Raw genomic sequence first — 25,885 nt, 5'->3', positions numbered from 1 at the left:
CGACCACTTCAGCGCGCATCGGTGATCCTACGGAATGAGACGAATCACGTCGGTACGCGCAACGGCCCGGCACCGTGGCGGTGTCGGGCCGTTGTAGGTTGAACGTCGTTGTGACGCAGGTCCTTACGCGGTTTCGGTGATCGGGCGATCCACCCAGCTCATCAGGCCGCGCAGCTTCTTGCCGGTGACCTCGATGGGGTGTTCGGCGTTCTGCTTGCGCAGGGACTCGAGTTCCTTGTTGCCGCCCTCGACGTTGGCGACCAAGCGCTTGACGAAGGTGCCGTCCTGGATGTCGCGCAGGATCTCCTTCATGCGCTCCTTGGTGCCCGCGTCGATGACGCGCGGACCCGACAGGTAGCCGCCGAATTCGGCGGTGTCGGAGACCGAGTAGTTCATGCGGGCGATGCCGCCCTCGTACATGAGGTCGACGATCAGCTTGAGCTCGTGCAGGACCTCGAAGTACGCCATCTCGGGGGCGTAGCCCGCCTCGACCATGACCTCGAAACCGGTCTTGACCAGTTCCTCGGTGCCACCGCAGAGGACGGCCTGCTCACCGAACAGGTCGGTCTCGGTCTCCTCCTTGAAGGTGGTCTTGATGACGCCCGCGCGGGTGCCGCCGATGCCCTTGGCGTAGGACAGCGCCAGGGCCTGCCCCTCACCCTTCGGGTCCTGCTCGACGGCGATCAGGGCCGGAACGCCCTTGCCGTCGACGAACTGGCGGCGGACCAGGTGACCCGGGCCCTTCGGGGCGACCATGCCGATAGTCACGTTGGCCGGGGGCTTGATCAGGCCGAAGTGGATGTTCAGGCCGTGGCCGAAGAACAGCGCGTCGCCGTCCTTCAGATTGGGCTCGATGTCGCTCGAGAAGATCGATGCCTGCGCGGTGTCGGGGGCGAGCAGCATGATGACGTCGGCCCACTCCGCGACCTCGGCGGGGGTGCCGACGGTGAGTCCGGCCTCCTCGGCCTTCTCCCGCGACTTCGAACCCTCCTTGAGGCCCACGCGGACCTCGACGCCGGAGTCACGCAGGCTCAGCGAGTGCGCGTGCCCCTGGGAGCCGTAGCCGATGACGGCGACCTTGCGACCCTGGATGATCGACAGGTCGGCATCGTCGTCGTAGAACATCTCGACTGCCACTGTGGTTGTGTCCCTTCTAATTTCGAGTGTCGAAGAATTAACGCGTCGCCGTGATGGACTTGGGGCCGCGGCCCACGGCCACCACACCCGACTGCACGATCTCCCGGATCCCGTACGGCTCCAGCATTCTCAATAACGCGTCGAGCTTGGACCGGGTGCCGGTCGCCTCGATGGTGAGCGCGTCGGGCGAGACGTCGATGACCTTGGCGCGGAACAGGTTCACCGACTCGATCACCTGGGTGCGCACGCTGGCGTCGGCGCGCACCTTCACCAGGATCAGCTCGCGGGCCACCGACGCCTCGGGGTCCTGCTCCACGATCTTGATGACGTTGACCAGCTTGTTGAGCTGCTTGGTGACCTGCTCGAGCGGCAGGTCGTCGACCGTCACGACGATGGTCATCCGCGAGATCTCCTTGACCTCGGTGCCGCCGACCGCGAGCGATTCGATATTGAAGCCGCGCCGGGAGAACAGGCTCGCCACGCGGGCGAGCACGCCGGGCTTGTCCTCCACCAGCACGCTCAGCGTGTGTGTCGTGCTCATTGCTGGGCCCCCTTCTGGGTGCGGTCGTGCGACATGGCCTCGTGGATGACGGCGGGCTCGGCGGCCGACTCGTCGTCGTCGAACAGCGGGCGGATGCCGCGGGCGGCCATGATCTCGTCGTTGGAGGTTCCGGCGGCGACCATCGGCCACACCTGGGCATCCTTGCCGACGATGAAGTCGATCACCACGGGGCGGTCGTTGATCGCCTGCGCCTCGCGGATCGCGGCCTCCACATCCTCTTCCTTCTCGACCCGGATGCCGTGGCAGCCCAGCGCCTCGGCCAGCTTCACGAAGTCGGGGATGCGCAGGGTGTGGGTGCCCAGATCGGTGTTGGAGTAGCGCTCCTCGTAGAACAGGGTCTGCCACTGGCGGACCATGCCGAGGTTGCCGTTGTTGATCAGCGCGACCTTGATCGGCACGCCCTCGACGGCACATGTGGCCAGCTCCTGATTGGTCATCTGGAAGCAGCCGTCGCCGTCGATGGCCCACACCTCCGTGTCGGGTGCGCCCATCTTGGCGCCCATGGCCGCCGGAACGGCGTAACCCATGGTGCCCAGACCGCCGGAATTCAGCCAGGTGCGCGGCTTTTCGTACTTGATGAACTGCGCGGCCCACATCTGGTGCTGGCCCACGCCCGCGCAGTAGATCGCGTCCGGACCGGCCAGCTGACCCAGCTTCTCGATGACGAACTCCGGCGAGAGCGAGCCGTCGCTGGGCGGGGTGTAGCCCAGCGGATAGCGGTCGCGGGCGTTGTTCAGGTAGCGCCACCAGTCCGAAAGGTCCAGCAGCGGAGTGCCGTTCGCGGCCGGATCGGCCTTCAACGTCTCGATCAGCTCGATGATCACCTCGCGGCAGTCGCCCACGATCGGCACATCGGCGTGGCGGTTCTTGCCGATCTCGGCCGGATCGATGTCGGCGTGGATCACCCGGGCGTTCGGGGCGAACGACTCCAGCTTGCCGGTGACGCGATCGTCGAAGCGAGCGCCGAGGGTGATCAGCAGATCCGAACGCTGCAGCGCCGCAACGGCTCCCACGGTGCCGTGCATGCCGGGCATGCCCATGTTCAGGGTGTGGCTGTCGGGGAACGCGCCGCGCGCCATCAGGGTGGTGACGACCGGAATGCCGGTCAGCTCGGCCAGTTCCAGCAGTTCCTTGGACGCCTCGGCCTTGATCACACCGCCGCCGACGTACAGCACCGGGGCCTTGGCCTCCAGGATCATGCGGGCGGCCTCGCGGACCTGCTTACCGTGCGGCTTGGTCACCGGGCGGTAGCCGGGCAGTCGCATTTCCGGCGGCCAGCTGAAGGTGGTCTGGGCCTGCAGCACATCCTTGGGGATGTCGACCAGGACCGCGCCGGGACGTCCGGTCGCGGCGAGGTAGAACGCCTCGGCAATCGTGCGCGGGATGTCGATCGCGTCGTTGACCAGGAAGTTGTGCTTGGTGATCGGCATCGTGATGCCGGAGATGTCGGCCTCCTGGAAGGCGTCGGTGCCGATCAGGCCGCGGCCGACCTGGCCGGTGATGGCCACCAGCGGCACCGAGTCCATCTGGGCGTCGGCGATCGGGGTCACCAGATTGGTCGCGCCCGGGCCGGAGGTGGCCATGCACACCCCGACCTTGCCGGTTGCCTGCGCGTAGCCGGTCGCGGCGTGACCCGCGCCCTGCTCGTGCCGGACGAGGACGTGACGCACCTTGGTGGAATCGAAGAGCGGGTCGTAGACCGGAAGAATCGCACCGCCCGGAATGCCGAAGACCGTGTCGACGCCGAGTTCCTCGAGGGACCGGACGACCGACTGCGCGCCGGTGACCCGCTCCGGCGGGACCGGGCGGCGGTTGGCGGACGCGGCGGCAGCCGGCGATGCCGGCTGATTGGCCGAGGGCGCAGGCCTGCGGGCCGATGGCCCGGGGCGGGCGGTAGGTGCGCTCACCGTCTTTTCCTTACTGCTTGTCGTTCCAGTACAGAACTTGCCTGAACACAAAAAAGCCCCCGACAGCCAGTGGCTGATCGAGGGTGGCGCGTCGCAGCTGCGAGCTCGAGTCGTGGACCGGACTCAGCGCTGGACGCGCCGGCCGATTACGAGAAGCTCGATTCGATTCACGCGGACGACGGTAAGTGCGCGAGAACCGATCCGTCAAATATTTTGACATTTGGGTCCCATCATGTGAGACGGGGCGGTTTCATGGGTATGTCTACCGTGATGCGAGGATGGATGTATGCCATCGCCGCATCGGTCCGTGCCACCTGCTCGATCGTCCCATACGCCCGACACCGGATCGGATACGGGTCGGGTGATCAGGATCCCCCGGCTGGTTCATCTCGGGGTGTTCGTCCTGCTGTTCTGTGTCGCCTTCCCCTTCTTCGGGTGGCCACAGGTGCTGTGGGTGCTGTTCGTGATTCCGATCGCGGCGGCGGTGTGGGTCGAGCGGACGCGGACCACGGTGTCGGAGTCGGGTTTGGAGCTGCGGAGCATGTTCGGTTCGCGGCGGGTGGACTGGGAGCAGATCAAGGGCTTCCGCATTCCCAAACGCGGGTTCGTCCGGGCGCATCTGGTCGACGACTCCGAGGTGGCGCTGCCGGCGGTGAGCTACGACCGGCTGCGCGCGCTGATCGAGGCGTCGAACGGGCGGATTCCGGATCTGTTCGGCGCGGCCGAGCGGGCGGAGGAGGAGAAGGCCGCCGCCGAGCGGGCCGAAGCGGAGCAGGCCACGGGCGAACAAGCCGAGGCGGAGCGGGCGGCCGCCGAGCGGGCCGGGTCAGAGCAGGCCGAGGCGGAGCGGGCGGCCGCCGAGCAGGCCGAGGCGGAGCCGAACGTTGCCGAGCAGACGCAGGCGACGAAGTCTCGGACCGCCGAGGGCGAGACCACGTAGCCGCACCCGTTGCGGTCGCACCCTTTCCCGCGCTTCGCACCCGCTGTGGGCGGCTGGACGGGGTGCGAAGTGCGGGAAAAGGTGCGACGGCGGTGTTCTGCGGACCGGTAGGCTGGGGGTACGGGCAGCCGCCGGGAACAATTGCGGCGGTTGCGGCGCTTACCTCGTTACCGCGAGTCCACTCCCCGCCCGGCGGGCCGCCTACCGGCGCATTCACCGCCGCCCAGCGGGAGTAACGTTGAGTAGCCATCGAAATCTTGTTGCGCACGGTCGCCGACCAGCCCCGATGACGTGCCGCCGAGCCGACGGCCCAGCCGACCACACGAGGACCCATACCAATGCCACCGCTTCGTTCACGCACCACGACCGCCGGACGCAACGCCGCGGGCGCGCGCGCCCTCTGGCGTGCGACCGGTCTCACCGACTCCGATTTCGGTAAGCCGATCGTCGCCATCGCGAATTCCTATACGCAGTTCGTGCCCGGTCATGTGCACCTCAAGAACGTCGGTGAGATCGTGGCCGAGGCCGTGCGCGCCGCCGGTGGGGTGCCGCGCGAGTTCCACACCATCGCCGTCGACGACGGCATCGCCATGGGCCACGGCGGCATGCTCTATTCGCTGCCCAGCCGCGAGATCATCGCCGACTCGGTGGAGTACATGGCCAACGCGCACACCGCCGACGCGCTGGTGTGCATCTCCAACTGCGACAAGATCACCCCCGGCATGCTGAACGCCGCCATGCGGCTCAACATCCCGGCCGTGTTCGTCTCCGGCGGTCCGATGGAGGCCGGCAAGGCGGTCGTGGTCGGCGGTGTGGCGCAGGCGCCGACCGATCTGATCACCGCCATCTCGGCCAGCGCGTCGAGCCAGGTGACCGACGAGGGACTGACCGAGGTCGAGCGCAGCGCATGTCCGACCTGCGGCTCCTGTTCGGGCATGTTCACCGCCAACTCGATGAACTGCCTCACCGAGGCGCTGGGCCTGGCACTGCCGGGCAACGGTTCGACGTTGGCGACCCACGCCGCGCGCCGGGCGCTGTTCGAGCGGGCGGGCACCACGATCGTGGAGATCGCCAACCGCTGGTACCGCGAGGACGACGCCTCGGTGCTGCCGCGCAATATCGCCAACGAGAAGGCCTTCCGCAATGCGATGGCGCTGGACGTGGCGATGGGCGGTTCCACCAACACCGTGCTGCACACGCTGGCCGCCGCGCAGGAAGGTGAGATCGACTTCACCCTCGACACCATCGACGAGATCTCGCGCCGGGTGCCGTGTCTGTCGAAGGTGTCGCCCAACTCCGACTACCACATGGAGGATGTGCACCGCGCCGGTGGCATTCCGGCCATCCTCGGCGAGCTGCGCCGCGCCGGTCTGCTGGAGACCGACGTGTCCACCGTGCACACCCGCTCCTTCGACGAGTGGCTCGATACCTGGGACATCCGCTCCGGCAAGGCCTCCGACGAGGCGATCGAGCTGTTCCACGCCGCGCCGGGCGGGGTGCGCACGACCGAGCCGTTCTCCACGAACAATCGGTGGTCCTCGCTGGACACCGACGCCGAGCAGGGCTGCATTCGCGATCTCGAACACGCCTACACCGTCGAGGGTGGGCTGTGCGTGCTGCGCGGGAACATCGCTCCGGACGGGGCGATCCTCAAGACCGCGGGCATCGACGAGGACCTGTTCACCTTCGAGGGCCCGGCCGTGGTGGTCGAGTCGCAGGAGGAGGCGGTGTCGAAGATCCTCGGCAAGCAGATCAAGCCGGGCGATGTGATCGTGGTCCGCTACGAGGGTCCCTCGGGCGGACCGGGCATGCAGGAGATGTTGCACCCCACCGCATTCCTGAAGGGCGCGGGACTGGGCAAGGTGTGCGCGCTGATCACCGACGGGCGCTTCTCCGGTGGGACCTCGGGCCTGTCGATCGGCCACATCTCCCCCGAGGCGGCCAGTGGCGGCACCATCGGCCTGATCGAGGACGGCGACCGCATCCGGGTGGACGTGCACACGCGCGCGCTCGAATTGCTGGTCTCCGATGAGGTTCTCGCCGAGCGTCGGGCGAAAATGGAAGCGTCCGAACGTCCTTGGCAGCCCGCGCATCGGGATCGCCCGATTACCACGGCATTGCGGGCGTATGCGGCGCTGGCCACTTCCGCGGACAAAGGCGCGGTCCGCCGCGTGCCGTAGACCCGGAAGCTCGAAAGGCCGGAATCCCAAGGGGTTCCGGCCTTCGTCGTATCGCGCCTCCGGTCGATCGCCTCGAGGTGCTGGATGGGCGAAATCGCCCGGGGGCAACAGGCCTTTCAGCCGATGAAGCCGTCGAACGGATTACCGCCGTGCAGGTAGATCCACGATCCCGCGGCCGCGAGCAGCGCGAGGACCAGAACCAGGAACGACCCCCACGCGGGCCGCACCGCCCAGCCGCGATTGCGATCGAAGGACAATCGCCCCGGTCCGGTCAGGATGAGCGTGCCCGCGAGCGCCACCAGGATGGACTCCAATTCGACCGTCTTGTACTGGAAGTCGGGGGCCATGCCCTGCTTCCAGAGCCAGGCGTCGGTGATCGAGGCCAGTACCGCACCGGCGGCCAGCGGGGTGGCCAGGCCGAGCAGGATCAGCACGCCGCCGCCGACCTCGGCGACGGTGAGCATGGCCGCCGACAGCTCGCCGTGCTTCCAGCCGCCCTGTTCGAGCATCGTGCGGGTGCCGTCCAGGCCCGGACCGTGGAACCATCCGGTCAGCTTCTGCAGGCCGTGGTAGAGAAAGGTGAGACCGAGCACCAGACGTAAGGCAAGCAGGCCCAGATCCGTTGTGCCCCGGTGGTATTCGGGCCGGCGGCGCAGCCGTGCGGTATCGCCGGACGCGCTGGGCGCGGGCGGAATGGACGCGAAGGCGTAGGTGGGCGCGGCCTCGGTGCTCGGCTCGCCCACGGCGGGCACCTCCGGTTCGAGGCCGAGTTCGTCGTCGGTGCGCGGCACCCGACCGCCCGCGGTGGGCCGCACGATCGGTAGCTCGCCGGTGGGGTTGTCGTAGGGGCTGGTGGCCGTCTGACCGGAGGACGCGGGAGGCTGCGTCCGTGGCGATTCCGGTATTTCGTTCGGCTTGTCGGTCACGGGGTCAGAGTATGACGCGGCGGGCCGGTTCGCGCCCGTGCGGCGGCGGCGTGTCCCGTCGAGCCGAGACGGTAACGTCTGAGCCATGAGTTGGGTTGTCGCCGGCCGGGTCGCATCGGTCGTGGCCGTCACCGCCGGTCTGGCGGTCGGCTGCGCGCGCTTCGACGAATCCGCGTCCAAACCGTTCACCCCCGCGCCGACCGTGCACCCCGAGGGTATGGGTCCGACCAATGCGCCCAAGACTCCCCCGTCGGCGGCGCCGCGACCCACCGGGCCGTGCATCGATCCGGATCCGCTCGTCATCGGGACCTGCCTGGACACCACCGGCGGGGTCGCGCCGCTGCCGGACGGTCAGCAGGGGCTGGTGACCGAGCGGGTCAGCGGCCGGATTCTGAAGGTCACCGTCGTCACGCCGGATCAGCCGCAGCCGCAGCCGGTCGAGGTGGCCCGGCTGGATGTGGACGCCGCCGGTGACGGCGGGCTGACCGATGTCGCGCTGTCCCCGACCTACAGCGAGGACGGGCTGATCTACGCCTATGTCACCACCCCGTCGGACAATCGGGTGGTGCGCATCGGCGCGGGTGGCTCGGTGAAGCCGATTCTGACCGGAATTCCGAAGGGCTCCACCGGAAATCGCGGTGCGATCGATTTCCTCGACGACAAGATGCTGGTGTTGACCGGGGATGGCGGGAATCCGGGTGCGGCGGCGGATCGCGGATCGCTGGCGGGCAAGCTGCTGCGCATCGACGATCCCGCGCCGGGCGGCTCCAATCCGCAGGTGCTCGCCTCCGGGGTGGGCGTGGCCGGTGGGGTGTGCCCGGATCACAAGGACAGCATCTGGTTCACCGATCGCACCGCCGCCGCGGATCGGCTGCAGCGGGTGGCGGCCGACGGGACCGTGAGCACGGCCTGGACCTGGCCGGATCATCCGGGGGTCGCCGGATGCGCGGCCGCCGTAGACGGGGTGGCGATCGCCATGACCGATGCCAAGGCCCTGGCCTTCGCCGACGCCGATCCCAAGACCCACGCCGTCACCACCGCGCCCGCGATGGCCGCGCAGGACAAGTACGGCGCGCTCAACGGGGCGGCCCTCGCCCCGGACGGGTTCGTCTGGGTCGGCACCATCAACAAGCAGGGCAAACCCGGACCGTTCGACGATCGGGTGGTACGCATTCCGCCGCCGAAGGGCGGTGCGGGTGGCGGGCCGGACTGATCCGGCCGGGCCGTCGGCCGGAACTCGACGAAAGGAGCTGAGCTTGTCCACCAACACAGATTCAGGTCCTCGACCGGAGCAGTTCCAGGAGCTCATCGCGCGCTTCGATCCGCGGGTCGGCGAATTCGCGGTCGAGGCGCGCGCGCTGATCCTCGATGTCATGCCGCGGGCGGTGGAGCTGGTCTGGCCGAATCAGGGCACGGCCAGCTACGGCACCGGGCCGAGGAAGATGTCCGAGCACTTCTGCTACCTGTCGCTGTTCCCCCGCTACCTCCGCCTCGGCTTCTACTACGGCACCGAACTCCCCGACCCCGAGCACCTGCTGATCGACGGCGGCGGCAAACTCATGCGCTCGATGAAGATCACCAACACCGACCAACTGCACCGCCCCGCCGTGCGCACCTTGATCGAGCTCGCCACCACCCATCGCGTCCCGCCGTTGCCGCGAGGTTGAAGCCCGCAGCAAAAAGCGCTGCGGGGCAACGAGAGGAGCCACGCTGCGGGGCAACGAGACGGGCCACGCTGCGGGGCAACGAGACGGGCCGCGCTGCGGGGCAACGAGAGGAGCCACGCTGCGGGGCAACGAGACGGGCCACGCTGCGGGGCAACGAGAGGAGCCACGCTGCGGGGCAACGAGAGGAGCCACGCTGCGGGCCATAGGTAGGCGAACGGCACCTCGGGCCGGGGCTCGAGGTGCCGTTGCGGGGGAGGTCAGGCGGCGCCGCAGGCGGCGAGGACGAGTTCGCGGACGCGGGCGGCGTCGGCTTGGCCTCGGGTGGCCTTCATGACGTCGCCTACGATCTTGCCCGCGGCCTGGATCTTGCCGAGGCGGATCTTGTCGGCGATGTCGGGGTTGGCGGCGAGGGCCTTGTCGACCTCGACCTGCAGGGCGGAGTCGTCGGAGACCATGCCGAGGCCCTTGGACTCGACGATCCGGTTCGGGTCGCCCTCGCCCGCGAGGACGAAATCGACGACCTGGCGGGCCACCTTGCTGTTGATGGTCTTGGCGTCGACCAGGGCCACGACCTCGGCGACCTGGGCGGGGGTGATGGGCAGCTCGTCGAGGGAGACCTCGCGCTCCTTGGCCTTCTCGGTGAGGTAGTTGACCCACCAGGAGCGGGCGGCGTCGACCGAGGCGCCCGCGTCGACGGTCGCGATGATCAGATCGAGGGCCCCGGCGTTGATCAGGTCGCGGAAGACCTCGTCCGACAGGCCCCACTCGGCCTGGATGCGCGCACGGCGCAGCCACGGATACTCCGGAATCGTGGCGCGCAGTTCCTCGACCCAGGCCGGATCGGGCGCGATCGGCTCGAGATCGGGCTCCGGGAAGTAGCGGTAGTCCTCGGCGGTCTCCTTGAGGCGGCCGGGCGAGGTGGTGCCGTCGGTCTCGTGGAAGTGGCGGGTCTCCATCACCACGGTGCCGCCGGTCGCGAGGACCGCGGCCTGGCGGCGCATCTCGTAGCGCACCGCGACCTCGATACTGCGCAGCGAGTTGACGTTCTTGGTCTCGGTGCGGGTGCCGAATTCCTTGGCGCCCTTGGGCATCAGCGAGACATTGGCGTCACAGCGCAGCGAGCCCTGTTCCATCTTCACATCGGAGACCCCGAGCGACTTCAGCAGATCGCGCAGCGCGGTGACATACGCGCGGGCCACCTCGGGCGCGCGCTCGCCCGCGCCGGTGATCGGCTTGGTGACGATCTCGATGAGCGGCACGCCCGCGCGGTTGTAGTCGAGCAGCGAGTGACTGGCGCCGTGGATGCGACCGGTCGACCCACCCACGTGGGTGGACTTACCGGTGTCCTCCTCCATGTGGGCGCGCTCGATCTCGACCCGGAAGGTGCTGCCGTCGTCGAGCAGCACGTCGAGGTGACCGTCGTGGGCGATCGGCTCGTCGTACTGGCTGATCTGGTAGTTCTTCGGCTGGTCCGGATAGAAGTAGTTCTTGCGCGCGAACCGGCCCCACGGGGTGATCTCGCAGTTGAGCGCCAGCCCGATGCGGATCGCCGCCTCCACGCCCTGCTGGTTCACCACCGGCAGCGAACCGGGCAGGCCCAGGCAGACCGGGCACACCTGGGTATTGGGCTCGGCGCCGAACGTGGTCGGGCAGCCGCAGAACATCTTGGTCCGCGTGCCGAGTTCGACATGCACCTCCAGGCCGAGTACCGGCTCGTAGGTGTCGATCACATCGGCGTAGTCCATCAAATCCACGGTGGGCGCGCTCATGCCCGTACCTCGCTGGCGCTCTGCGCGGTCATGACCGCGCCTGCGGCTGTGTTGATGATTCGCTCGCTGCGCTCGCTCATAACGCACAGTTTATGAGTCGCCGATCAATCGACGGCGATCGCCTCGACGATGGGCATGCGGGCCGCGCGCAGCGCCGGTGGGATCGAGCCCAGCAGGGCCAGGATGAGCGCGGCCACGGCGTAGACCAGCAGCATCGGTCCGGCCTGATAGGTGACATCGATACTGGTGGCGTTGCCCAGCGCGATGGTCGCGAGATAGTGGACGGCCGCGCCGATACCCAGCCCCAGCGCCGCGCCGACCACGCCGATCCCCGCGGCCTCGGCGAGCACCGTGCGCAACAGGAATCGTCGGCTGGTGCCCATGGCCCGCAGGACACCGAGTTCGCGGCGGCGTTCGAGCACCGACAGCATCAGCGTATTCAGCAGGGCCACGGTCGATACCAGCACCACGATCCACAGGATGGCACCGCTGAGCGAGGTCCCCTGTCGCACTCCCGCCGAGATCGCGGCCACGGCATCGCGCCCGAGATCCACGTGCAGCTCGGGTGGTACGACCGCGCGGATGGCCGCCGTCACCGCGACCGGATCGGCGTCCCGGGTGAAGTCCACGGCGAGGATGGTCTCGCCCGGCCGCTGATACCACTGCCGCATGACGTCGATATTGAGCACCACCACCCCGGCGATCGCGGAGAAGTACGGAATGACCTGCAGCACTTCGGTTTTCTTGACTCCGGTGGGTGTCGGCAGGTCCAGCGTCGAGCCCTCCCGCACGCCGCGGTCCTTGGCCACATCGCGCGAGATCACCACTCCCTCGCCGCGCACCAGCCGCTCGCGCACCCGCTGCTCCAGCGGCACCGGATAGGCCTTGTCGACGTCCGGATAGCCCTGCAGCATCACCCGGCCGCCGCCCAGGGTCGCGAAGGCCATCTGCGCACTGCCCACCCGGCCCACCCCCGGCACGGCGGCGACCCGGTCGCGCAGCTCGGCGGGCAGGATCGGCCCGGTCGGGAACTCCGCCCACGAGGTCGGGCTGATGTAGACGTCCGAGTGGCTCAGGCTCTCGAAACTCGTCCCGGCCGAATCCGCCAGATTCTTCGACGCGCTGCCCATGGCGACGACGGCGGTGATGCCGATCATCACCGTCATGGCCGTCGCCCACACCCGCCGCGGCGCGCGCTCCACGGTGGTGGCGCCCAGGGCGCCCGGCGCACCGAACACCCGGGCCACCGCGGCGACCGCGCGTACGATCGGCGTGGTGAACGCATAGCAGAGCAGGACCGCGCCGGTGATGGAGATCGAGATCGAGGCGATCGAATAGCGCCCGATATCGGCCCGAGCCAACGCGATCGCCGCGCCGATCAGCGCCACGCCCCCGGCGACCGCGGCCCACCGCAGTAGCGGATTCACCGCGTCCGAACGCGACACCCCCACCGGCGCCAGCGCCTCGATGGGCGCCACCTTGTAGACCTGCCGAGCCGCGATCCCCGCGGCGGCCACGCTCGCCACGATGCACGCCGCCACCGCCACCGGTATCGCGTAGGCCGGGACCAGATACTCGGGCCGGGCATCGACCGACTGCACGATCGCCGACGGCAGGCTGCCGATCGCCTTGCGCCCCAGCACCATTCCGATCAGCGCCCCGACCAGGCCACCGACCAGCCCCAGCAGACCCGCCTCGACGATGAGATCGCGCACCATGGCCCGCCTTCGCCCGCCGATCGCGCGCAGCAGCGACAGCACCGGACGGCGCTGCGCCACGGCCATACTCATCGCGTTGTAGATGAGAAAGCCCGAAACGATCAGCGCGGCGGCCGAAGCCGCGATGGTGGAATACCGCACCAGCACCACCGCGCCCCCGGCCTGTGCCGTGCGCAGGGATGGATCGGCCACCACCGCCCGCCCGGCCACGACCTCGGTGAGCGCCGAACGCAACTCGGCCACATCGGCATTCGCGACGGGTACGATCTCGATCGAGTCCAGTTGCCCGGTGCGGCCGATCAGCTGCTGCGCCAGCGGCAGCGTCGTGATCACGATATGACCCTGGTTGAGCCGCTTGGAAACGGCGTCGTCGAGCACGCCCGCGACGGTCACCGTCTGGGACCCGATCCGGAACTGCTCGCCCTCCCGGTGTCCCATTGCCGCACCGACCAGCACGCCGCGCGGCACCGACAGCAGCCGGACGGCCCAATCGCGCAGTGAGGCATCCAGATCGCCGCCCAGCTGCGTCACGCTCGCGTCCGCGCCCACCAGCAGCGCCCGATCCGCGTCCGATCCGATCCGGGCCCGCAGCATCGGCACCGCCGCGCCCACCCCCGGCACCTCCCGGATCTGTTGCAGCAGTTGCTGATCGAATCCCGCGTCGGTGACGCCGGTGATCTCGAGCTGCGCCTTGCCGCCGAGGCCGCGGGTCAGCCGGTCCACCGACCCGGTGACCGATTCGGAGATGCTCAACGTGGCCACCAGCAGTCCCGCCGAGACCGCCATCACGACCAGCGACAGCAGGGTGCGGCCGCGGTGGGCCAGCAGCTCGCCGATATTGAACAGCCGCAACCGATCCCAGGCGGCGATCACCCGCGCACCGCAGCCTGGTCGCGGCGGGCGCCGGCGTGTTCGCCGGGGGCGATCGAGCCGATTCGCCCGTCTCGCAGGGTAACCACCCGGTCGCAGTAGTGCGCCGCGCCCATGTCATGGGTCACCATCACCACCGAATTCCCGGCGCTGGTGATGTCGCCGAGCAGCGCTAAGATCGCCGCGCCCGTCTTGGAATCCAGATTGCCCGTGGGCTCGTCGGCCAGGATCAGCGGCGGATCCATGATCAGCGCCCGCGCCACGGCGACGCGCTGCATCTGCCCGCCGGACAGCTCCGCGGGCCGGTGCTCGGCGCGATCCCCGAGCCCGACCAGCCGCAGCAGCTCCAGGGCCCGCGGCTTGGCCTTACGTAATCCATTGCCGTCCAGCAGTTTCGGAATCGCCACGTTCTCCCAGGCCGACAGCGTCGGCAGCAGATTGAAGAACTGGAACACGAAACCCACCCGGTGCCGCCGAAATTCGGACTGACGATCGTCGTCCAGATCGCCGATCTCCTCCCCCTGAAAGGTGATGGAGCCCGAATCCGGCGAATCCAGCGCGCCCAGCAGATGCAGCAGCGTGCTCTTGCCGGAGCCGGACGGTCCGATGATCGAGGTGAACTCCCCCGCCTCGATGCGCAGATCGATCCCATCCAGCGCGCGGACCCGCTGGCCGCCCACTCGATACTCCTTGACGACGTTCGTCAGTTCCAACACGGTGTCCCACCCTCTCTTGTCGTGTGATCAGCAGGCCGGTACACGGTCGGCCTGCCAGCGGCGCGCGTCCTGGTAATCGAGCACCGCGCGCAGCACCGGCTGCTCGGCCGCCAGTTCCAGATACGCCTCGGCCGCCGACTGGCCCTGCGACAGCGCCTGATCGAGTTTGGCGCGTAGATGGTTGTCCCACCGGTACCGCAGTGCCGCCAGCACCCCCTCCGGTCCCCCGAACAGCCGCTCGCTGTCCGGAAGATCGTGCAGCAGCGCCGGATTGGCCGGATCGACGGCCGCGCGAGCGAGTACCGCGTGCAGGATTTCGGTACGAGCGTGCAGATCGGTCCACGACATCGCATCCACCTCCTCCCCTCGGGTGCCCGCAATGGCTCGGCGGGCACTGTGGCACACACGTTACGGACCCGCACGGCCGGATTCTTCGTGCCGGAGACGAGACTCGGGCTCCTACCGGGGTAGGACACCGGGCCCGCTCCGGGAACGATGAGCGCGCCCGGTCCGTCCGGCTAGCCTGGGACGATGGAGGTGACCAGCGCCGCCGCGGCGACCAGGCCGCCGCGCATCCGCGACCGGATCGTGGAGTTCCTGCGCGATCCGGTCGAGACGTTCCGCCGTACCGCGGAAGCGCAGGGCTACGACTATCCGCCGTCGGTCATCCTCGTCGCGGATATCTGCGTGGCGCTCACGGCAGTCGCGGCGGCGGCCCTTCGGCACGATTACTTTTCGACGGGACTGCCGTTTCTGGCGACCTTGATCCTGATCCTGGTCTTCCCGGTGTTCTTCCTGTTCGACGTGAAGCCGAAGCCGGTGGTCTACGCCGTCACGGCGCTGGTGGCCACCGGGTTGTTCCTCGCCCAGCCGGTCTACCCCGACTGCGCCTCGCTGGTGCTGACCGTCGCGGCGGGCGAGTTGGCCGCCATCATTCCGCGCAAGTCGATCAGCTTCGCCTTCACCGTGGTCGCGGTCGGTGAGGTGCTGGTGTTCTACTCGATCGACCATGTCGACCGCGGCCTGCCGATGTATGCCACCGGCATCGTGCTCGGCTGGATGGTCGGCCTGATGTTGCAGTTGCAGCGCCGGTCGCTCTATCAGGAACGGGAGAATCAGGAGATCCGCGCGACCCAGGCGGCCAACGAGGAGCGTCGGCGCATCGCGCGCGAGGTCCACGATGTGATCGCGCACTCGCTCAGCATCACCCTGCTGCACCTCACGGCCGCGCGCCACGCCCTGCAGACCGACCGCGACGTCGACGAGGCCGTCGACGCGCTCACCGATGCCGAGCGGCTCGGGCGCCAGGCGATGACCGATATCCGGCGCACCGTCGGGCTGCTGGATCAGGCGCCCACCAATCTGCGCCCGGAACCCGGTCTCGACGACATCGCGGATCTGGTGGACGATTTCGTGCGCGCGGGCCTGGACCTCGACTATCGGCTCACCGGCGAGGTCGGGCTGGTCTCCGCGGCAACGGGTTTGACGCTGTTCCGGATCTGCCAGGAGTCGCTGGCCAATGTGGCCAAGCACGCACCCGGCGCGCGGGTCACGCTGCGCATCGAGGTCACGGCCGCGGCCGCGGCCGCCTCGATCGCCAATACGCTGCCCGACGGACCGCCCGCGCGCCGCGGCCGGGGTATGGGCATCTCCGGAATGACGCAGCGCGCGACGCTCGTCGGAGGCACGCTGAGCGCCGGGCCGAAGGACGACCGCTGGGTCGTGCACGCCCAGCTCCCGGTGGACACGCCCAAATCCGGTCTCATGTGCCTGCTCACCGGGCAGGACGATCCGCTGCGAGTGGTGCGCGAGGCCATCACATCGGTAACTCGAAAGTTGCAGGAGGGTATGTGATCCCGTCATCGACCCAGGCCACCGAGGAGGACACCGTCGCCGTACTGGTCGTCGACGATCAGGAGCTGGTGCGCGGCGGCCTGCGCCGGATCCTGCGCCGCCGGGATGGATTCGTGGTGAGCGAATGCGCGGACGGCGACGAGGTGCCCGCCGCGATCGCCGCCCAGCGGCCGGATGTGGTGCTGATGGATCTGCGGATGAAGCGGATCGGCGGGATCGACGCCACCCGGGCGCTGCGCGCTCGCGAGGACGCGCCGCCGGTGCTGGTGCTCACCACCTTCGACGACGATCAGCTGCTGTCCGGGGCGCTGCGCGCGGGGGCGGCGGGGTTCATCCTGAAGGATTCGCCCGCCGAGGATCTCATCCGCGCCGTCCGCACCGTCGCCACCGGTGGTTCGTGGCTCGACCCCTCGGTAACCGGCCGGGTGCTGTCGGCCTATCGGTCGGTCCGACCGGCTTCGGCCAATGCCCGATCGCGGCTGGACGAATTGACCGCGCGCGAGTTCGAGGTGCTGAAGCTGATCGGTCGCGGGCGCGTCAACGGAGAAATCGCCGCGGAACTCGGAATCTCGGAAGTGACGGTAAAGAGCCACGTAGGACACATTTTCGGCAAGCTCGGGCTGCGCGATCGGGCCGCGGCGATCGTCTTCGCGTTTGACCACGGCGTGGTCGCACCCGGAGAATCGGCACCCTAGAGGGGCAGGCAACCCCGGTGCGACACCGGGCACGGGTTTCGCACCCTGCCCAGGGATGTGGAGGTTTCACCGGTGGACGCACCGAGGTCCCGGGTCGGGAGCAGGTTCGGCCCCTACGAGTTGCGCTCGCTGCTCGGTCGGGGCGGCATGGGCGAGGTCTACGAGGCCTACGACAGCCGGCGTGATCGGCTGGTCGCGCTGAAGTTGCTGCCCGAGCAATCAACGCCGGATCCGAACTATCGGGAGCGGTTCCGCCGGGAGGCGCGGGCGGCCGCCGGCCTGTCCGATCCACACCTGGTCTCGGTGCACGAGGCGGGCGAGATCGACGGCGTGCTCTACCTCGACATGCAGCTGGTGCGCGGGCAGAACCTGCGGGCGCTACTGCGCGAGGAGGGACCGATGGCCCCCGAGCGCGCCGTGTCGATCGTGTCGCAGGTGGCCTCGGCGCTGGACGTCGCGCATGCCGCCGGACTCGTCCATCGCGATGTGAAGCCCGCGAACATCCTCGTCACCGCCGCGGATTTCGCCTATCTCGCCGACTTCGGCCTCGCTCGCAGCGAGGGCGATACCGCGATCACCCTGGCGGGCACGGCCATCGGCTCCTACATCTACATGGCGCCCGAGCGGTTCGACGACGGGCCGGTCAGCGGCCGCGCCGACATCTACTCGCTGGCCTGTGTCCTGCACGAATGCCTCACCGGAGCAACGCCCTTCCCGGCGCAGAGCGTGAGCGTGCTGATCCGCTCACATCTGTCCGAGCCGCCGCCGCGGCCGAGCCTGCGGCGCTCCGACGTTCCCGAGGCCCTCGACGCCGTCATCGCCCACGCCATGGCCAAATCCCCCGCCGACCGCTTCGCGACCGCGAGCGAGTTCGCCGATGCGGCCGCCGCGGCCCTGGGCATCGCGGTGCCTCCCACCCCGCCCACCCCCGACGCACCGCCCGCTCCCGACAAGCTGTTCATGTTCGGCGAGCCGCTGCAGGCCGCTCCCGGCATCCCGGGCGCACCCGCCGCGGCCCGACCGGTCCGCTCCCTGCTCGGCACCCCACCGAAGACGCCTCCGGTCTCCGGCCCGGGAGCCCGGCCGGAAACCGGCGCGGAGCCCGGCCCGGGCCAACCGCCCCGACCGGATGAGCCCGCCCACCCGGGCCACGCGTTCCCCGCGGACAACCCCGCACGCGCGGACGCTCCCGCCCGACCGGGCCACGTGCTCCCGACCGACAACTCCGCACGCGCCGATGCCCCTGCCCGCCCGGGCCACGTCTTCCCCGCGGACAACCCCTCGCAGGCGGGCGTTCACGCCCGGCCGGGCCCGGTGCCCGACGGTATGTCTCGATCGGCGGCGGAACCGCCCGGCCCGAGGCCGGGCGAGACCGATGCGACGGCCACCGCCTACCTCCCGGCCGGTCCCGGCCCGGGGCGTATTCCGTCCGAGCCCACCACCTTCCAGCCGTTCGGGCCGGAGGGGCCGACCATTCCGGCGCAGATGCGCCCGCGCGATCCCGCGGGGCCCTCGGATACCACTCGGGTCTATCCCGCCAGCGTGCCGCCGGCGCAGGCCCCCGACGGCACGGGCCGAGCTCCGGCCGCGCAGGGGTATCCGATCGACGAGTCGGAGGAGCCGACGGTCGCGCAGCGGCGGGAACCGCCCGCGCCGGAGGCGGCCGCGCCGCCGGGTGGGTCGCCGACGATGGTCATGCGGACCGGGGCCGGGACGGGGCAGCCGTCGACGGCGGATTCGGCCACCACCTTCCTGAACCGCGAGGATCTGCCCGGGGCGGATGCGGCGGCGCCGGAGGCGGTTACGCGGACCTACGAGACCACCGGGACCCTGCGGATCATTCCGCCGACCGATCCCGAGGCGGACCAGGACGGCACCGGCGATCTGCCGGTGATCCACCCGGCCGATCCGACCCTGGTGCGGCCCGAGGAATTCCAGTTCGTCCCGCTCCCGCCGCAGGCGCAGGCACGCCCGCCCGCACCGTGGGAACTGCCGCCGCGACACGACTTTCCGCCCCGCGGTGAGTACGCCGGACCCGACGACGGCGGGTACGACGACTATGACTACGACTACGATCCGGCCGAGCCGCGCCGCCAGGAGCGCAGGCGGTCCATCGCGGTGCCGATCGTGCTGGGCGTCTGCGGTGTCGTGCTGGCGGCGATCGCCGGCGCGGTCGGCTGGCATGTGATGAACAAACCCGACGACAACCGCCCCGCGGTCGCGACCGGACCGGCCGCCCCGACGGTGACCCCGGGCCGCACCACCGCCACCACCGCCGCGCCGAACCCCACCACGACCGCCCCGCCGACGACGACCGGGGCCGCCACCCCGCCGGTGGGTGCCACCGCCTGCCCGCCCGCCACTACGACGACGGGACGATTCGCCAAGTCCGCCACCGGCTCCACGGTCACGACCTGCGGCTTCGCCGAGGAGGTCCGCAAGGCCTACGCCAAGGCGGTGGAGCCGCAGTCCTCGAACACCCAGGCCGCGGGCGCGACCGGCCCCACCTCGGTGGTGGCGACCAGCCCCGCGACCGGCCGCTCGTACACCATGAGCTGTACCGCCGCCGGACAACTGGTCACCTGCACGGGCGGCGACAACGCGGTGGTGTATGTCTATTGACGTGAGACCGGTTCGACGCAGGGCTTTTCGACGATCGTTGCTGCTGGTGGCGCTGCTCGCCGCGGCGGGATGTACGGCCCACGCCGGAGTGCCGACACCGGATCGGGCCGCGGTCCAGCCCCCGCTGACGACGCTCAAACCGGCCGCGGGCACCCTGTCCGCCTCGGCCTCGCTGGCCGCCGATTTCGCGCAGCTGCAGAACGACCTGCACGGCAGCGTGGGGCTCGCGGTCATGCCGGTCGGCGCCGATCGCGCTCTCACCCTGGGCAACTGGAGCACCGGCATCGCCTGGTCCACCATCAAGGTGCCGTTGGCGCTGGCGGCGCTGCGCCGCGATCCGGTCGGCATGGCCGCGACCGCCTCGGCCGCGATCACCTCCTCGGACAACGATGCTGCACAGGAATTGTGGGACGCCCTCGGCGGCGGCGAAAAGGCGGCGCGCGCCGTGGAGGGCGTACTGCGTGAAAGCGGCGACACCACAACCGATATCGCCGATCGACACAACCCGCAGGCCCGGGAATCGGTCGACGATCCGCTGGCCTTCGGCGCGACCCAGTGGACGCTGCTCAACCAGGTCCGCTTCGCCTCGCGGCTGCCCTGCCTGCGCTATTCCGGGCGGGTGATCAAGCTGATGAGCCAGATAACCCCCAGCCAGAGTTGGGGTTTGGGCGCGTTCGTCGGCGCGCAGTTCAAGGGCGGCTGGGGGCCCGACGACGAGACCGGCGCCTATCTGGTGCGCCAATTCGGCCTCGTGCCAACCTGGTCCGGACAGCTCGCGGTGGCCGTTGCCGCACAACCGGATTCGGGCGCCTTCGAGGACGCCACGGCCATGCTGGACAAATTGGCCGCGCTGCTGGCCAGACACGTCCACGAGCTGGGCGGCGGATTGTGCAAGCGCTGACACCGATTTCGTCGCATATGTGACACCTTCGGTCACGGTATTTGACCCGACGCCGGTCACCGCGAAGAATGCCTCGACTAGTGGGTGGCGCGGATACGCGCCGGCCCCTGAATGTTGGAGGTGAGCGGGTGGATACACCGCGAAGACGGCCGAAGGGCCGGTGGGCCGGGAACTTTCGCGCGCGAGCCGCAGCCGCGCTGTGTGGCGTCGCGTTGGCGGCCGGGACCACGGCCTGTTCCTCGGCCTCCGACAGCGGCCCGATCGAGACGACCACCCGCCCGTCCACCCTGGCCACCGGTGCGGTCGTCGCGCTGCCCGGTTCCCTGGCCGCCGATTTCGCCGAACTGCGACCTGCCCTCGGCGGCCGGGTCGGCCTGGCGATCGCCGCGGTCGGCGGTGATCAGATCTCGGAGATGGGCGACTGGACCGGCGGTCCGGCCTGGTCCACGATGAAGGTGCCGCTGACCCTGGCCGTGCTGCGCGCCAACGGAAATACCAGCACCTATCAGATGTCCGCGGCCATCACCGAATCCGACAACTACGCCGCCGAGGTGCTCTGGCAGGCGCTGGGCACCCCCGATGTCGCCGCCCACGCCGTCGAGAGCGTGCTGCGCGAGGGCGGTGACGGCGCCACCAAGGTTCCCGCCAGCCGCGTCCGGCCGGACTACTCGTCGTTCGGTCAGGCCGACTGGTCGCTGTCGGATCAGGTGCGATTCGCCTCGCGACTGCCCTGTCTGCCCGAGGCCGATTCCGTCACCGAGCTGATGAGCCGGGTGGTGTGGGGGCAGCAGTGGGGGCTGGGGCGGCTGGACAATGCCGAATTCAAGGGCGGCTGGGGCCCCGATGCCGACGGCAACTATCTGGTCCGCCAGTTCGGCGTGGTGAAGGCCCCGAACGGGCAGGTGGCGATCGCGCTTGCGGCACAGGCCAGTTCGGGCGCCTTCGCCGAGGGCACCCAGATCCTCGACAAATTGGCGGCGCTGGTGGACGAGCATCTCGGTGAGCTGCCGACCGGGCACTGCCGCTGATCGCGCCCGGTTACCGAAGGTTCACATGGGGGCGGGGCTGCGTTCTCGGCCCGCGCCCGGCAAGATAGCCGGTATGCGCATCGGAGTCTTGACCGGAGGCGGGGACTGCCCAGGCTTGAACGCGGTCATCCGGGCGGTCGTTCGCACCGCGAACGGCCGCTACGGCGACGCGATCGTGGGTTTTCAGGACGGCTGGCGCGGCCTACTCGAGGATCGCAAGATCCACATCCACAACGACGATCGCACGGACCGGCTGCTCACCAAGGGCGGCACCATGCTCGGCACCGCGCGCACCAATCCGGAGGTGCTGCGCGCCGGGCTCGGCCGGATCAAGCAGACCCTGGACGACAACGGCATCGATGCGCTCATCCCGATCGGCGGCGAGGGCACCCTCACGGCGGCGAGCTGGCTGGCCGACGAGGGCGTCCCGGTGGTCGGCGTGCCCAAGACCATCGATAACGACATCGACCTCACCGACACCACATTCGGCCACGACACCGCGGTCAGCATCGCCACCGACGCCATCGATCGGCTGCACACCACCGCCGAATCGCATCAGCGGGTAATGCTGGTGGAGGTCATGGGCCGCCACGCCGGGTGGATCGCGATCAACTGCGGCATCGCCTCGGGCGCGCATCTCACGCTGGTTCCGGAGGAGCCGTTCGACGTGGACGAGGTGTGCACCATGATCAAACGGCGCTTCCAGCGCGGTGATTCGCATTTCATCTGCGTGGTGGCCGAGGGCGCCAAGCCCGCGCCGGGTTCGTTCACGCTGCGCGAGGGCGGTGTCGACGAATACGGGCACGAGCGGTTCACCGGTGTCGCCCACCAGCTCGGGGTGGAGATCGAGCGGCGCATCGGCAAGGAGGTGCGCACCACGGTGCTCGGTCATGTGCAGCGCGGCGGCAAGCCCACCGCCTACGACCGGGTGCTGGCCACGCGATTCGGCGTCCACGCGGCGGAGGCGGTGCACGACGGGCAATTCGGGCAGATGGTCGCGCTGCACGGTACCGAGATCGATCTCGTGCCGCTGTCGGAGGCGACCAAACAGCTCAAGCTGGTGCCCTCGGATCGCTACGGCGAGGCGGCGGCCTTCTTCGGGTGAGGCGCGCCGCGCCGAGCCGACACGCATGAGCACCATTTCGCAATCCCGGCGTAGTCGGAGATTCTCCTGATCCCGGCACGTTCTTCGCCGGGATCTCGATACGCTTTTCAACGTTGGTTCTTGCACGTCATGGCTCGCGAAGAACGCTGGTTGTCACGATGATGTCCATCTTCGACTGCACTCTCGACCCCGGTCCGCTGACGCCCGAACAGGCCCACGAGGCGATGCAGATCCATATGTGCTGCACCGTGGACGACTGCCGGGTGCGAAGACGGGCCCGCCACATCCTGGTGGAGGGCGGGCATATGGTGCTCGACGAACGCGCCGCGCCGTGATGGATGCGATACGGCGGGCACGGTAGCCCACGGCGGCAGCGGGTCCGGGCAAGGGCGGTGAACACGGACCACCACACCGGGATTACGCGCGCGCCGATGCCCGGGCCTCAGCCGGTGGCGGCCAGCGCGATCACGACAACAACCAGCACGACGGCCACGACGACCGCGGCGGCGACGATCCAGCCGAGCGGCGGGCCGGAGCGGCGTGTGTTCGACAGCGCGGCGGTGGGAGCGGGCGGATAGCCCGGCGCATAGCCGGGTGGTGGTGGGGCCGATGTCAGGATCGGCGCGGCCGAATACGCCTGGGGAGTGAGGTGATTGGGCACCGGGGGCGAGCCGATCGCCACCGTCGACTCCAGCGGGGGCGGCGGTGCCGGGGAAAACGCCTGCGCGCCCGGCGAATACCCGGCGACCACCGGCGGCGCGACCGGTAACCGCGGAGCCGGAGCGGTCAGCGCCCGCTTGGCCGCGGCGGCGAAATCCGCGCAGGTGGCGAAGCGTTCGATCGGGCGCTTGGCCATCGCCCGCGCGATCACCGCGTCCACGGCCGGGGACAGGCCGGGCCGCCGCGCGCTGGCCGAGGGCACCGGCAACTGCAGATGGCCGCGAATGACCTCGTCGGGATTGTCGGAATCGAAGGCGCCGGTCCCGGTCAGCATCCAATACAGCGCGCACGCCAGCGAGTACTGATCGGAGCGCTGATCCAGCACCGCCCCGGTCATCTGCTCCGGCGAGGCGTAGGCCAGGGTGGCGGTGAACATCCCGGCCTGGGTCAGATGGGTGGAATCCTCACGCAACCGGGCGATTCCGAAGTCGGTCAGGAATACCCGCTCCCCCTTGCCCGCGCCGGAGCGGGCCAGCAGGATATTGGCCGGTTTCACGTCCCGGTGCAGCACGCCGTTGCCGTGCGCGTAATCCAGTGCGGCGGCGACGCCCTCGATGATCTGCACCGCGCGCTCGGGCGGCATGCTGTAGGGGTTCACCGTGGCCGCGTCCACGCCGTCGACGTACTGCATGCTGATCCACAGCTGCTCGTCCTCGACGCCGCGGTCGTAGACGGCCACGATATTGGGATGGTCGAGCTGGGCGGCCAGATCGGCCTCGCGATCGAAGCGGGCACGAATCTCGGCGTCGGTGAACAGCTCTCGGTTCAGCAGCTTCAATGCCGTGAGCCGGGGCAGTCGCGGGTGGCGCGCCAGGTACACCGAGCCCATGCCACCCTGGCCGAGCAGCCGCTCGATGGTGAAGCCGGCGAACACGTCACCGGTGCTCAACACCCTGCGTTCCCCTTCCGTCGACGGCAGAGACCGCGATCCTACCGGAGCAGACCGATCATCCCGGGGTGACCAGCCCGGATTCGTAGGCCAGCACCACCGCCTGCGCCCGATCACGCAGGTTCAGCTTCGAAAATACCTTGGAGACATGGGTTTTCACCGTCTGCTCGGCGACGAACAGCGCCTCGGCGATCTCGGTGTTGGACATGCCCTTGGCGATCAGCTCGAGCACCTCGCGCTCGCGCGGGGTCAACGCGTCCAGGGCCGGGGTCGCTCTGGGACGCGTCCGGCGGCGCATGACGTCGGCGATGAGCCGCCGGGTGACGGTCGGGGCCAGCAGTGCCTGCCCCTCGGCGACCACCCGCACCGCGCGCACCAGTTCGTCGGCGGGCGCGTCCTTGAGCAGGAAACCGCTGGCCCCCAGGCTCAACGCCTCGTAGACGTAGTCGTCGATGTCGAAGGTGGTGAGCATGAGCACCCGCACCGGCGGATCGAATCCGGCGGCCAGGATCGCCCGGGCGGCGTCCAGGCCGTTCATCTCCGGCATGCGCACATCCATCAGCACCACATCCGGGCGCAGCCGTTTGGCCTCGGCGACGGCGATCTTCCCGTTCGCCGCGTCTCCGACGACGCTGATATCCGACTGGGCGGCGAGCAGGGCCCCGAAACCCTGACGCACCATCGCCTGATCATCGGCGATCAACACGGTGATTGGCACGAATTGTCCTTACGCGAACCGGACGATCGAAACAAGTCCGGCGATCAGGCAGTACACCGCGAACGGCAGCAGGGTGCGGGTCTGGAAGAACCGTTCCAGGAAGCGCACCGCCAGCCATGCCGACACCCCCGCCACGATCGCGCCCACCAGCGCCTGGCCGTGGATCTGCGCGCCCTGCGGACCGAACAGCTCCGGAATCTTCAGCACCCCCGCCGCGAGGATGACCGGCGTCGCCAGCAGGAAGGCGAACTTCGCGGTGTCCTCGTGATCGAGTCCGCGCAGCAGGCCGCCGACCATGGTCAGGCCCGAGCGGCTGAATCCGGCCAGCAGCGCACCGGATTGGGCCAGGCCGATGCCCAGGGCATCCTTGACGCTCAGCGCGGCGAGGCGCCGCTCGGATTCCAGCCGGGTGTCGTCCTCGATCAGCACGCCGCGCGCCCGCGCCCGATCGCGCTCCTCCTGTTCGGCGAAGCGGCGGCCGTAGTCGGCCAGGGTGGGGCCGTTGCGGCGCTTCAGACCCTCACCGACGATCAGCACGATGCCGTTGAGGGCGAGGAAGACGCTCGCGAAGACGGGGGTGGCGAACATCGCGCGCAGCGGATGCTCGAGCACCAGGCCGAGGACGCCGACCGGAATCGTGGCGAGCACGATCAGCCACGCCAGCCGCTGCGCGGACGTCTCGATGCGACGGGTGCGCAGCGTGGTGGCGAATCCGGTGATGATCTCGATCCAGTCGCGCCGGTAGTAGCCGATCAGCGCCAGCGCGGTGGCCACGTGCAGGGCGACCACGAAGGCCAGATACGGGGTGCCGTGATCGGAATCGCCGTCGGTGACCAGCCTTTCCCAGGAGCCGCCGATCCAGGCCGGAACCAGTACCGAATGTCCGAGACTGGAGATGGGGAACAGTTCGGTGACGCCTTGGAGCGCGCCGATGACGATGGCTTGGACGTAGGTGAGCATC

At 69.5% G+C, this 25,885-nt stretch carries 22 protein-coding genes; 11 read left to right on the top strand and 11 right to left on the bottom strand.

The genetic code is table 11. The features are described from left to right. Window positions 1–123: 123 nt before the first annotated feature. The 3 genes from ilvC to NDR87_RS21750 are packed head-to-tail and all read right to left on the bottom strand — an operon-like array spanning window position 124 to window position 3,606. Complete coding sequence (gene ilvC, locus NDR87_RS21760; protein WP_251914912.1) at window positions 124–1,125, bottom strand: ketol-acid reductoisomerase; 1,002 nt, start codon at window positions 1,123–1,125, stop codon at window positions 124–126. A gap of 49 nt (window positions 1,126–1,174) precedes the next feature. Continuing rightward, window positions 1,175–1,678, bottom strand: coding sequence for an acetolactate synthase small subunit (ilvN, locus tag NDR87_RS21755; protein ID WP_251914854.1), 504 nt, complete (start codon window positions 1,676–1,678; stop codon window positions 1,175–1,177). Continuing rightward, on the bottom strand, window positions 1,675–3,606 hold the full coding sequence (locus NDR87_RS21750) for an acetolactate synthase large subunit (protein WP_251914853.1): 1,932 nt from the start codon (window positions 3,604–3,606) through the stop codon (window positions 1,675–1,677). Before NDR87_RS21750 ends, ilvN begins: the two co-directional genes overlap by 4 nt. Before the next feature lie 361 nt (window positions 3,607–3,967). Here NDR87_RS21750 and NDR87_RS21745 point away from each other — a divergent pair, with 361 nt between their 5' ends. Together NDR87_RS21745 and ilvD are read left to right on the top strand one after the other, a co-directional pair. Beyond that, window positions 3,968–4,546, top strand: a complete 579-nt coding sequence (locus tag NDR87_RS21745; protein WP_251914852.1) for a PH domain-containing protein — start codon at window positions 3,968–3,970, stop codon at window positions 4,544–4,546. Between the two features lie 338 nt (window positions 4,547–4,884). Beyond that, window positions 4,885–6,726 carry a dihydroxy-acid dehydratase gene (ilvD, locus tag NDR87_RS21740; RefSeq protein ID WP_251914851.1) on the top strand — a complete coding sequence of 614 codons (1,842 nt, stop codon included), beginning with the start codon at window positions 4,885–4,887 and terminating at the stop codon, window positions 6,724–6,726. A 116-nt stretch (window positions 6,727–6,842) separates the two neighbouring features. Here the strand turns inward: ilvD and NDR87_RS21735 are convergent, their stop codons facing one another. Next, on the bottom strand, window positions 6,843–7,652 hold the full coding sequence (locus NDR87_RS21735) for a DoxX family protein (protein ID WP_251914850.1): 810 nt from the start codon (window positions 7,650–7,652) through the stop codon (window positions 6,843–6,845). Window positions 7,653–7,737: 85 nt separating this feature from the next. Between NDR87_RS21735 and NDR87_RS21730 the strand changes: the two genes are divergently transcribed. Together NDR87_RS21730 and NDR87_RS21725 are read left to right on the top strand one after the other, a co-directional pair. Continuing rightward, a complete protein-coding gene (locus tag NDR87_RS21730) occupies window positions 7,738–8,865 on the top strand; it encodes a PQQ-dependent sugar dehydrogenase (RefSeq protein WP_251914849.1) in 1,128 nt (375 codons plus the stop codon). Between the two features lie 43 nt (window positions 8,866–8,908). After that, window positions 8,909–9,319, top strand: coding sequence for a DUF1801 domain-containing protein (locus tag NDR87_RS21725; RefSeq protein ID WP_251914848.1), 411 nt, complete (start codon window positions 8,909–8,911; stop codon window positions 9,317–9,319). 257 nt (window positions 9,320–9,576) lie between these two features. On the opposite strand, the gene gatB is transcribed toward NDR87_RS21725, so the two are convergent. From gatB to NDR87_RS21705, 4 genes are all read right to left on the bottom strand, one after another. Then, complete coding sequence (gene gatB / locus NDR87_RS21720; protein ID WP_251914847.1) at window positions 9,577–11,088, bottom strand: Asp-tRNA(Asn)/Glu-tRNA(Gln) amidotransferase subunit GatB; 1,512 nt, start codon at window positions 11,086–11,088, stop codon at window positions 9,577–9,579. 104 nt (window positions 11,089–11,192) lie between these two features. Next, the gene (locus tag NDR87_RS21715) at window positions 11,193–13,679 is read right to left on the bottom strand and encodes an FtsX-like permease family protein (protein ID WP_251914846.1); all 2,487 of its coding nucleotides are present in this window, start codon (window positions 13,677–13,679) and stop codon (window positions 11,193–11,195) included. After that, on the bottom strand, window positions 13,676–14,392 hold the full coding sequence (locus NDR87_RS21710) for an ABC transporter ATP-binding protein (protein WP_251914845.1): 717 nt from the start codon (window positions 14,390–14,392) through the stop codon (window positions 13,676–13,678). Before NDR87_RS21710 ends, NDR87_RS21715 begins: the two co-directional genes overlap by 4 nt. A 27-nt stretch (window positions 14,393–14,419) precedes the next feature. Then, window positions 14,420–14,740 carry a hypothetical protein gene (locus NDR87_RS21705; protein WP_251914844.1) on the bottom strand — a complete coding sequence of 107 codons (321 nt, stop codon included), beginning with the start codon at window positions 14,738–14,740 and terminating at the stop codon, window positions 14,420–14,422. A 183-nt stretch (window positions 14,741–14,923) separates the two neighbouring features. On the opposite strand from NDR87_RS21705, the gene NDR87_RS21700 reads away from it, so the two are divergent. From NDR87_RS21700 to NDR87_RS21670, 7 genes are all read left to right on the top strand, one after another. Next, a complete protein-coding gene (locus NDR87_RS21700; RefSeq protein WP_251914843.1) occupies window positions 14,924–16,246 on the top strand; it encodes a sensor histidine kinase in 1,323 nt (440 codons plus the stop codon). Next, window positions 16,246–16,941, top strand: coding sequence for a response regulator transcription factor (locus NDR87_RS21695; RefSeq protein ID WP_251914911.1), 696 nt, complete (start codon window positions 16,246–16,248; stop codon window positions 16,939–16,941). The genes NDR87_RS21700 and NDR87_RS21695 overlap by 1 nt, the downstream gene beginning before the upstream one ends. A gap of 72 nt (window positions 16,942–17,013) precedes the next feature. Then, window positions 17,014–19,563, top strand: coding sequence for a protein kinase (locus NDR87_RS21690; RefSeq protein ID WP_251914842.1), 2,550 nt, complete (start codon window positions 17,014–17,016; stop codon window positions 19,561–19,563). A gap of 46 nt (window positions 19,564–19,609) precedes the next feature. Then, window positions 19,610–20,464, top strand: coding sequence for a hypothetical protein (locus tag NDR87_RS21685; RefSeq protein WP_251914841.1), 855 nt, complete (start codon window positions 19,610–19,612; stop codon window positions 20,462–20,464). A 128-nt stretch (window positions 20,465–20,592) separates the two neighbouring features. After that, window positions 20,593–21,492 carry a class A beta-lactamase-related serine hydrolase gene (locus NDR87_RS21680; protein WP_251914840.1) on the top strand — a complete coding sequence of 300 codons (900 nt, stop codon included), beginning with the start codon at window positions 20,593–20,595 and terminating at the stop codon, window positions 21,490–21,492. A gap of 73 nt (window positions 21,493–21,565) precedes the next feature. Continuing rightward, window positions 21,566–22,597, top strand: coding sequence for an ATP-dependent 6-phosphofructokinase (locus NDR87_RS21675; RefSeq protein WP_251914839.1), 1,032 nt, complete (start codon window positions 21,566–21,568; stop codon window positions 22,595–22,597). 158 nt (window positions 22,598–22,755) lie between these two features. Then, window positions 22,756–22,932 (top strand): hypothetical protein, encoded by a 177-nt coding sequence (locus tag NDR87_RS21670; protein ID WP_251914838.1) that lies wholly within the window; start codon window positions 22,756–22,758, stop codon window positions 22,930–22,932. Between the two features lie 107 nt (window positions 22,933–23,039). Here the strand turns inward: NDR87_RS21670 and NDR87_RS21665 are convergent, their stop codons facing one another. Genes NDR87_RS21665 through NDR87_RS21655 form a run of 3 tightly spaced genes read right to left on the bottom strand, consistent with a single transcriptional unit; the run spans window position 23,040 to window position 25,884 of the window. Next, a complete protein-coding gene (locus tag NDR87_RS21665) occupies window positions 23,040–24,209 on the bottom strand; it encodes a serine/threonine-protein kinase (protein ID WP_308212128.1) in 1,170 nt (389 codons plus the stop codon). A gap of 55 nt (window positions 24,210–24,264) precedes the next feature. Then, a complete protein-coding gene (locus tag NDR87_RS21660) occupies window positions 24,265–24,924 on the bottom strand; it encodes a response regulator transcription factor (RefSeq protein WP_251914837.1) in 660 nt (219 codons plus the stop codon). A gap of 9 nt (window positions 24,925–24,933) precedes the next feature. After that, a complete protein-coding gene (locus NDR87_RS21655) occupies window positions 24,934–25,884 on the bottom strand; it encodes an undecaprenyl-diphosphate phosphatase (RefSeq protein WP_251914836.1) in 951 nt (316 codons plus the stop codon). Between the last annotated feature and the right edge of the window lies 1 nt (window position 25,885).

It is taken from the genome of Nocardia sp. CDC159, from assembly GCF_023740735.1.
Classification (GTDB): Bacteria; Actinomycetota; Actinomycetes; order Mycobacteriales; family Mycobacteriaceae; genus Nocardia; species Nocardia pulmonis.
This window is presented reverse-complemented; position numbering and strand designations above follow the sequence as displayed.

What these genes read in the sequence shown, in the direction of transcription:
- ilvC (WP_251914912.1), bottom strand. Translation starts at nt 1,125, where the DNA reads ATGTTCTACGACGACGATGCCGACCTGTCGATCATCCAGGGTCGCAAG.
- ilvN (WP_251914854.1), bottom strand. Translation starts at nt 1,678, where the DNA reads ATGAGCACGACACACACGCTGAGCGTGCTGGTGGAGGACAAGCCCGGC.
- ilvD (WP_251914851.1), top strand. Translation starts at nt 4,885, where the DNA reads ATGCCACCGCTTCGTTCACGCACCACGACCGCCGGACGCAACGCCGCG.
- NDR87_RS21730 (WP_251914849.1), top strand. Translation starts at nt 7,738, where the DNA reads ATGAGTTGGGTTGTCGCCGGCCGGGTCGCATCGGTCGTGGCCGTCACC.
- gatB (WP_251914847.1), bottom strand. Translation starts at nt 11,088, where the DNA reads ATGAGCGCGCCCACCGTGGATTTGATGGACTACGCCGATGTGATCGAC.
- NDR87_RS21705 (WP_251914844.1), bottom strand. Translation starts at nt 14,740, where the DNA reads ATGTCGTGGACCGATCTGCACGCTCGTACCGAAATCCTGCACGCGGTA.
- NDR87_RS21700 (WP_251914843.1), top strand. Translation starts at nt 14,924, where the DNA reads ATGGAGGTGACCAGCGCCGCCGCGGCGACCAGGCCGCCGCGCATCCGC.
- NDR87_RS21675 (WP_251914839.1), top strand. Translation starts at nt 21,566, where the DNA reads ATGCGCATCGGAGTCTTGACCGGAGGCGGGGACTGCCCAGGCTTGAAC.
- NDR87_RS21670 (WP_251914838.1), top strand. Translation starts at nt 22,756, where the DNA reads ATGATGTCCATCTTCGACTGCACTCTCGACCCCGGTCCGCTGACGCCC.
- NDR87_RS21655 (WP_251914836.1), bottom strand. Translation starts at nt 25,884, where the DNA reads ATGCTCACCTACGTCCAAGCCATCGTCATCGGCGCGCTCCAAGGCGTC.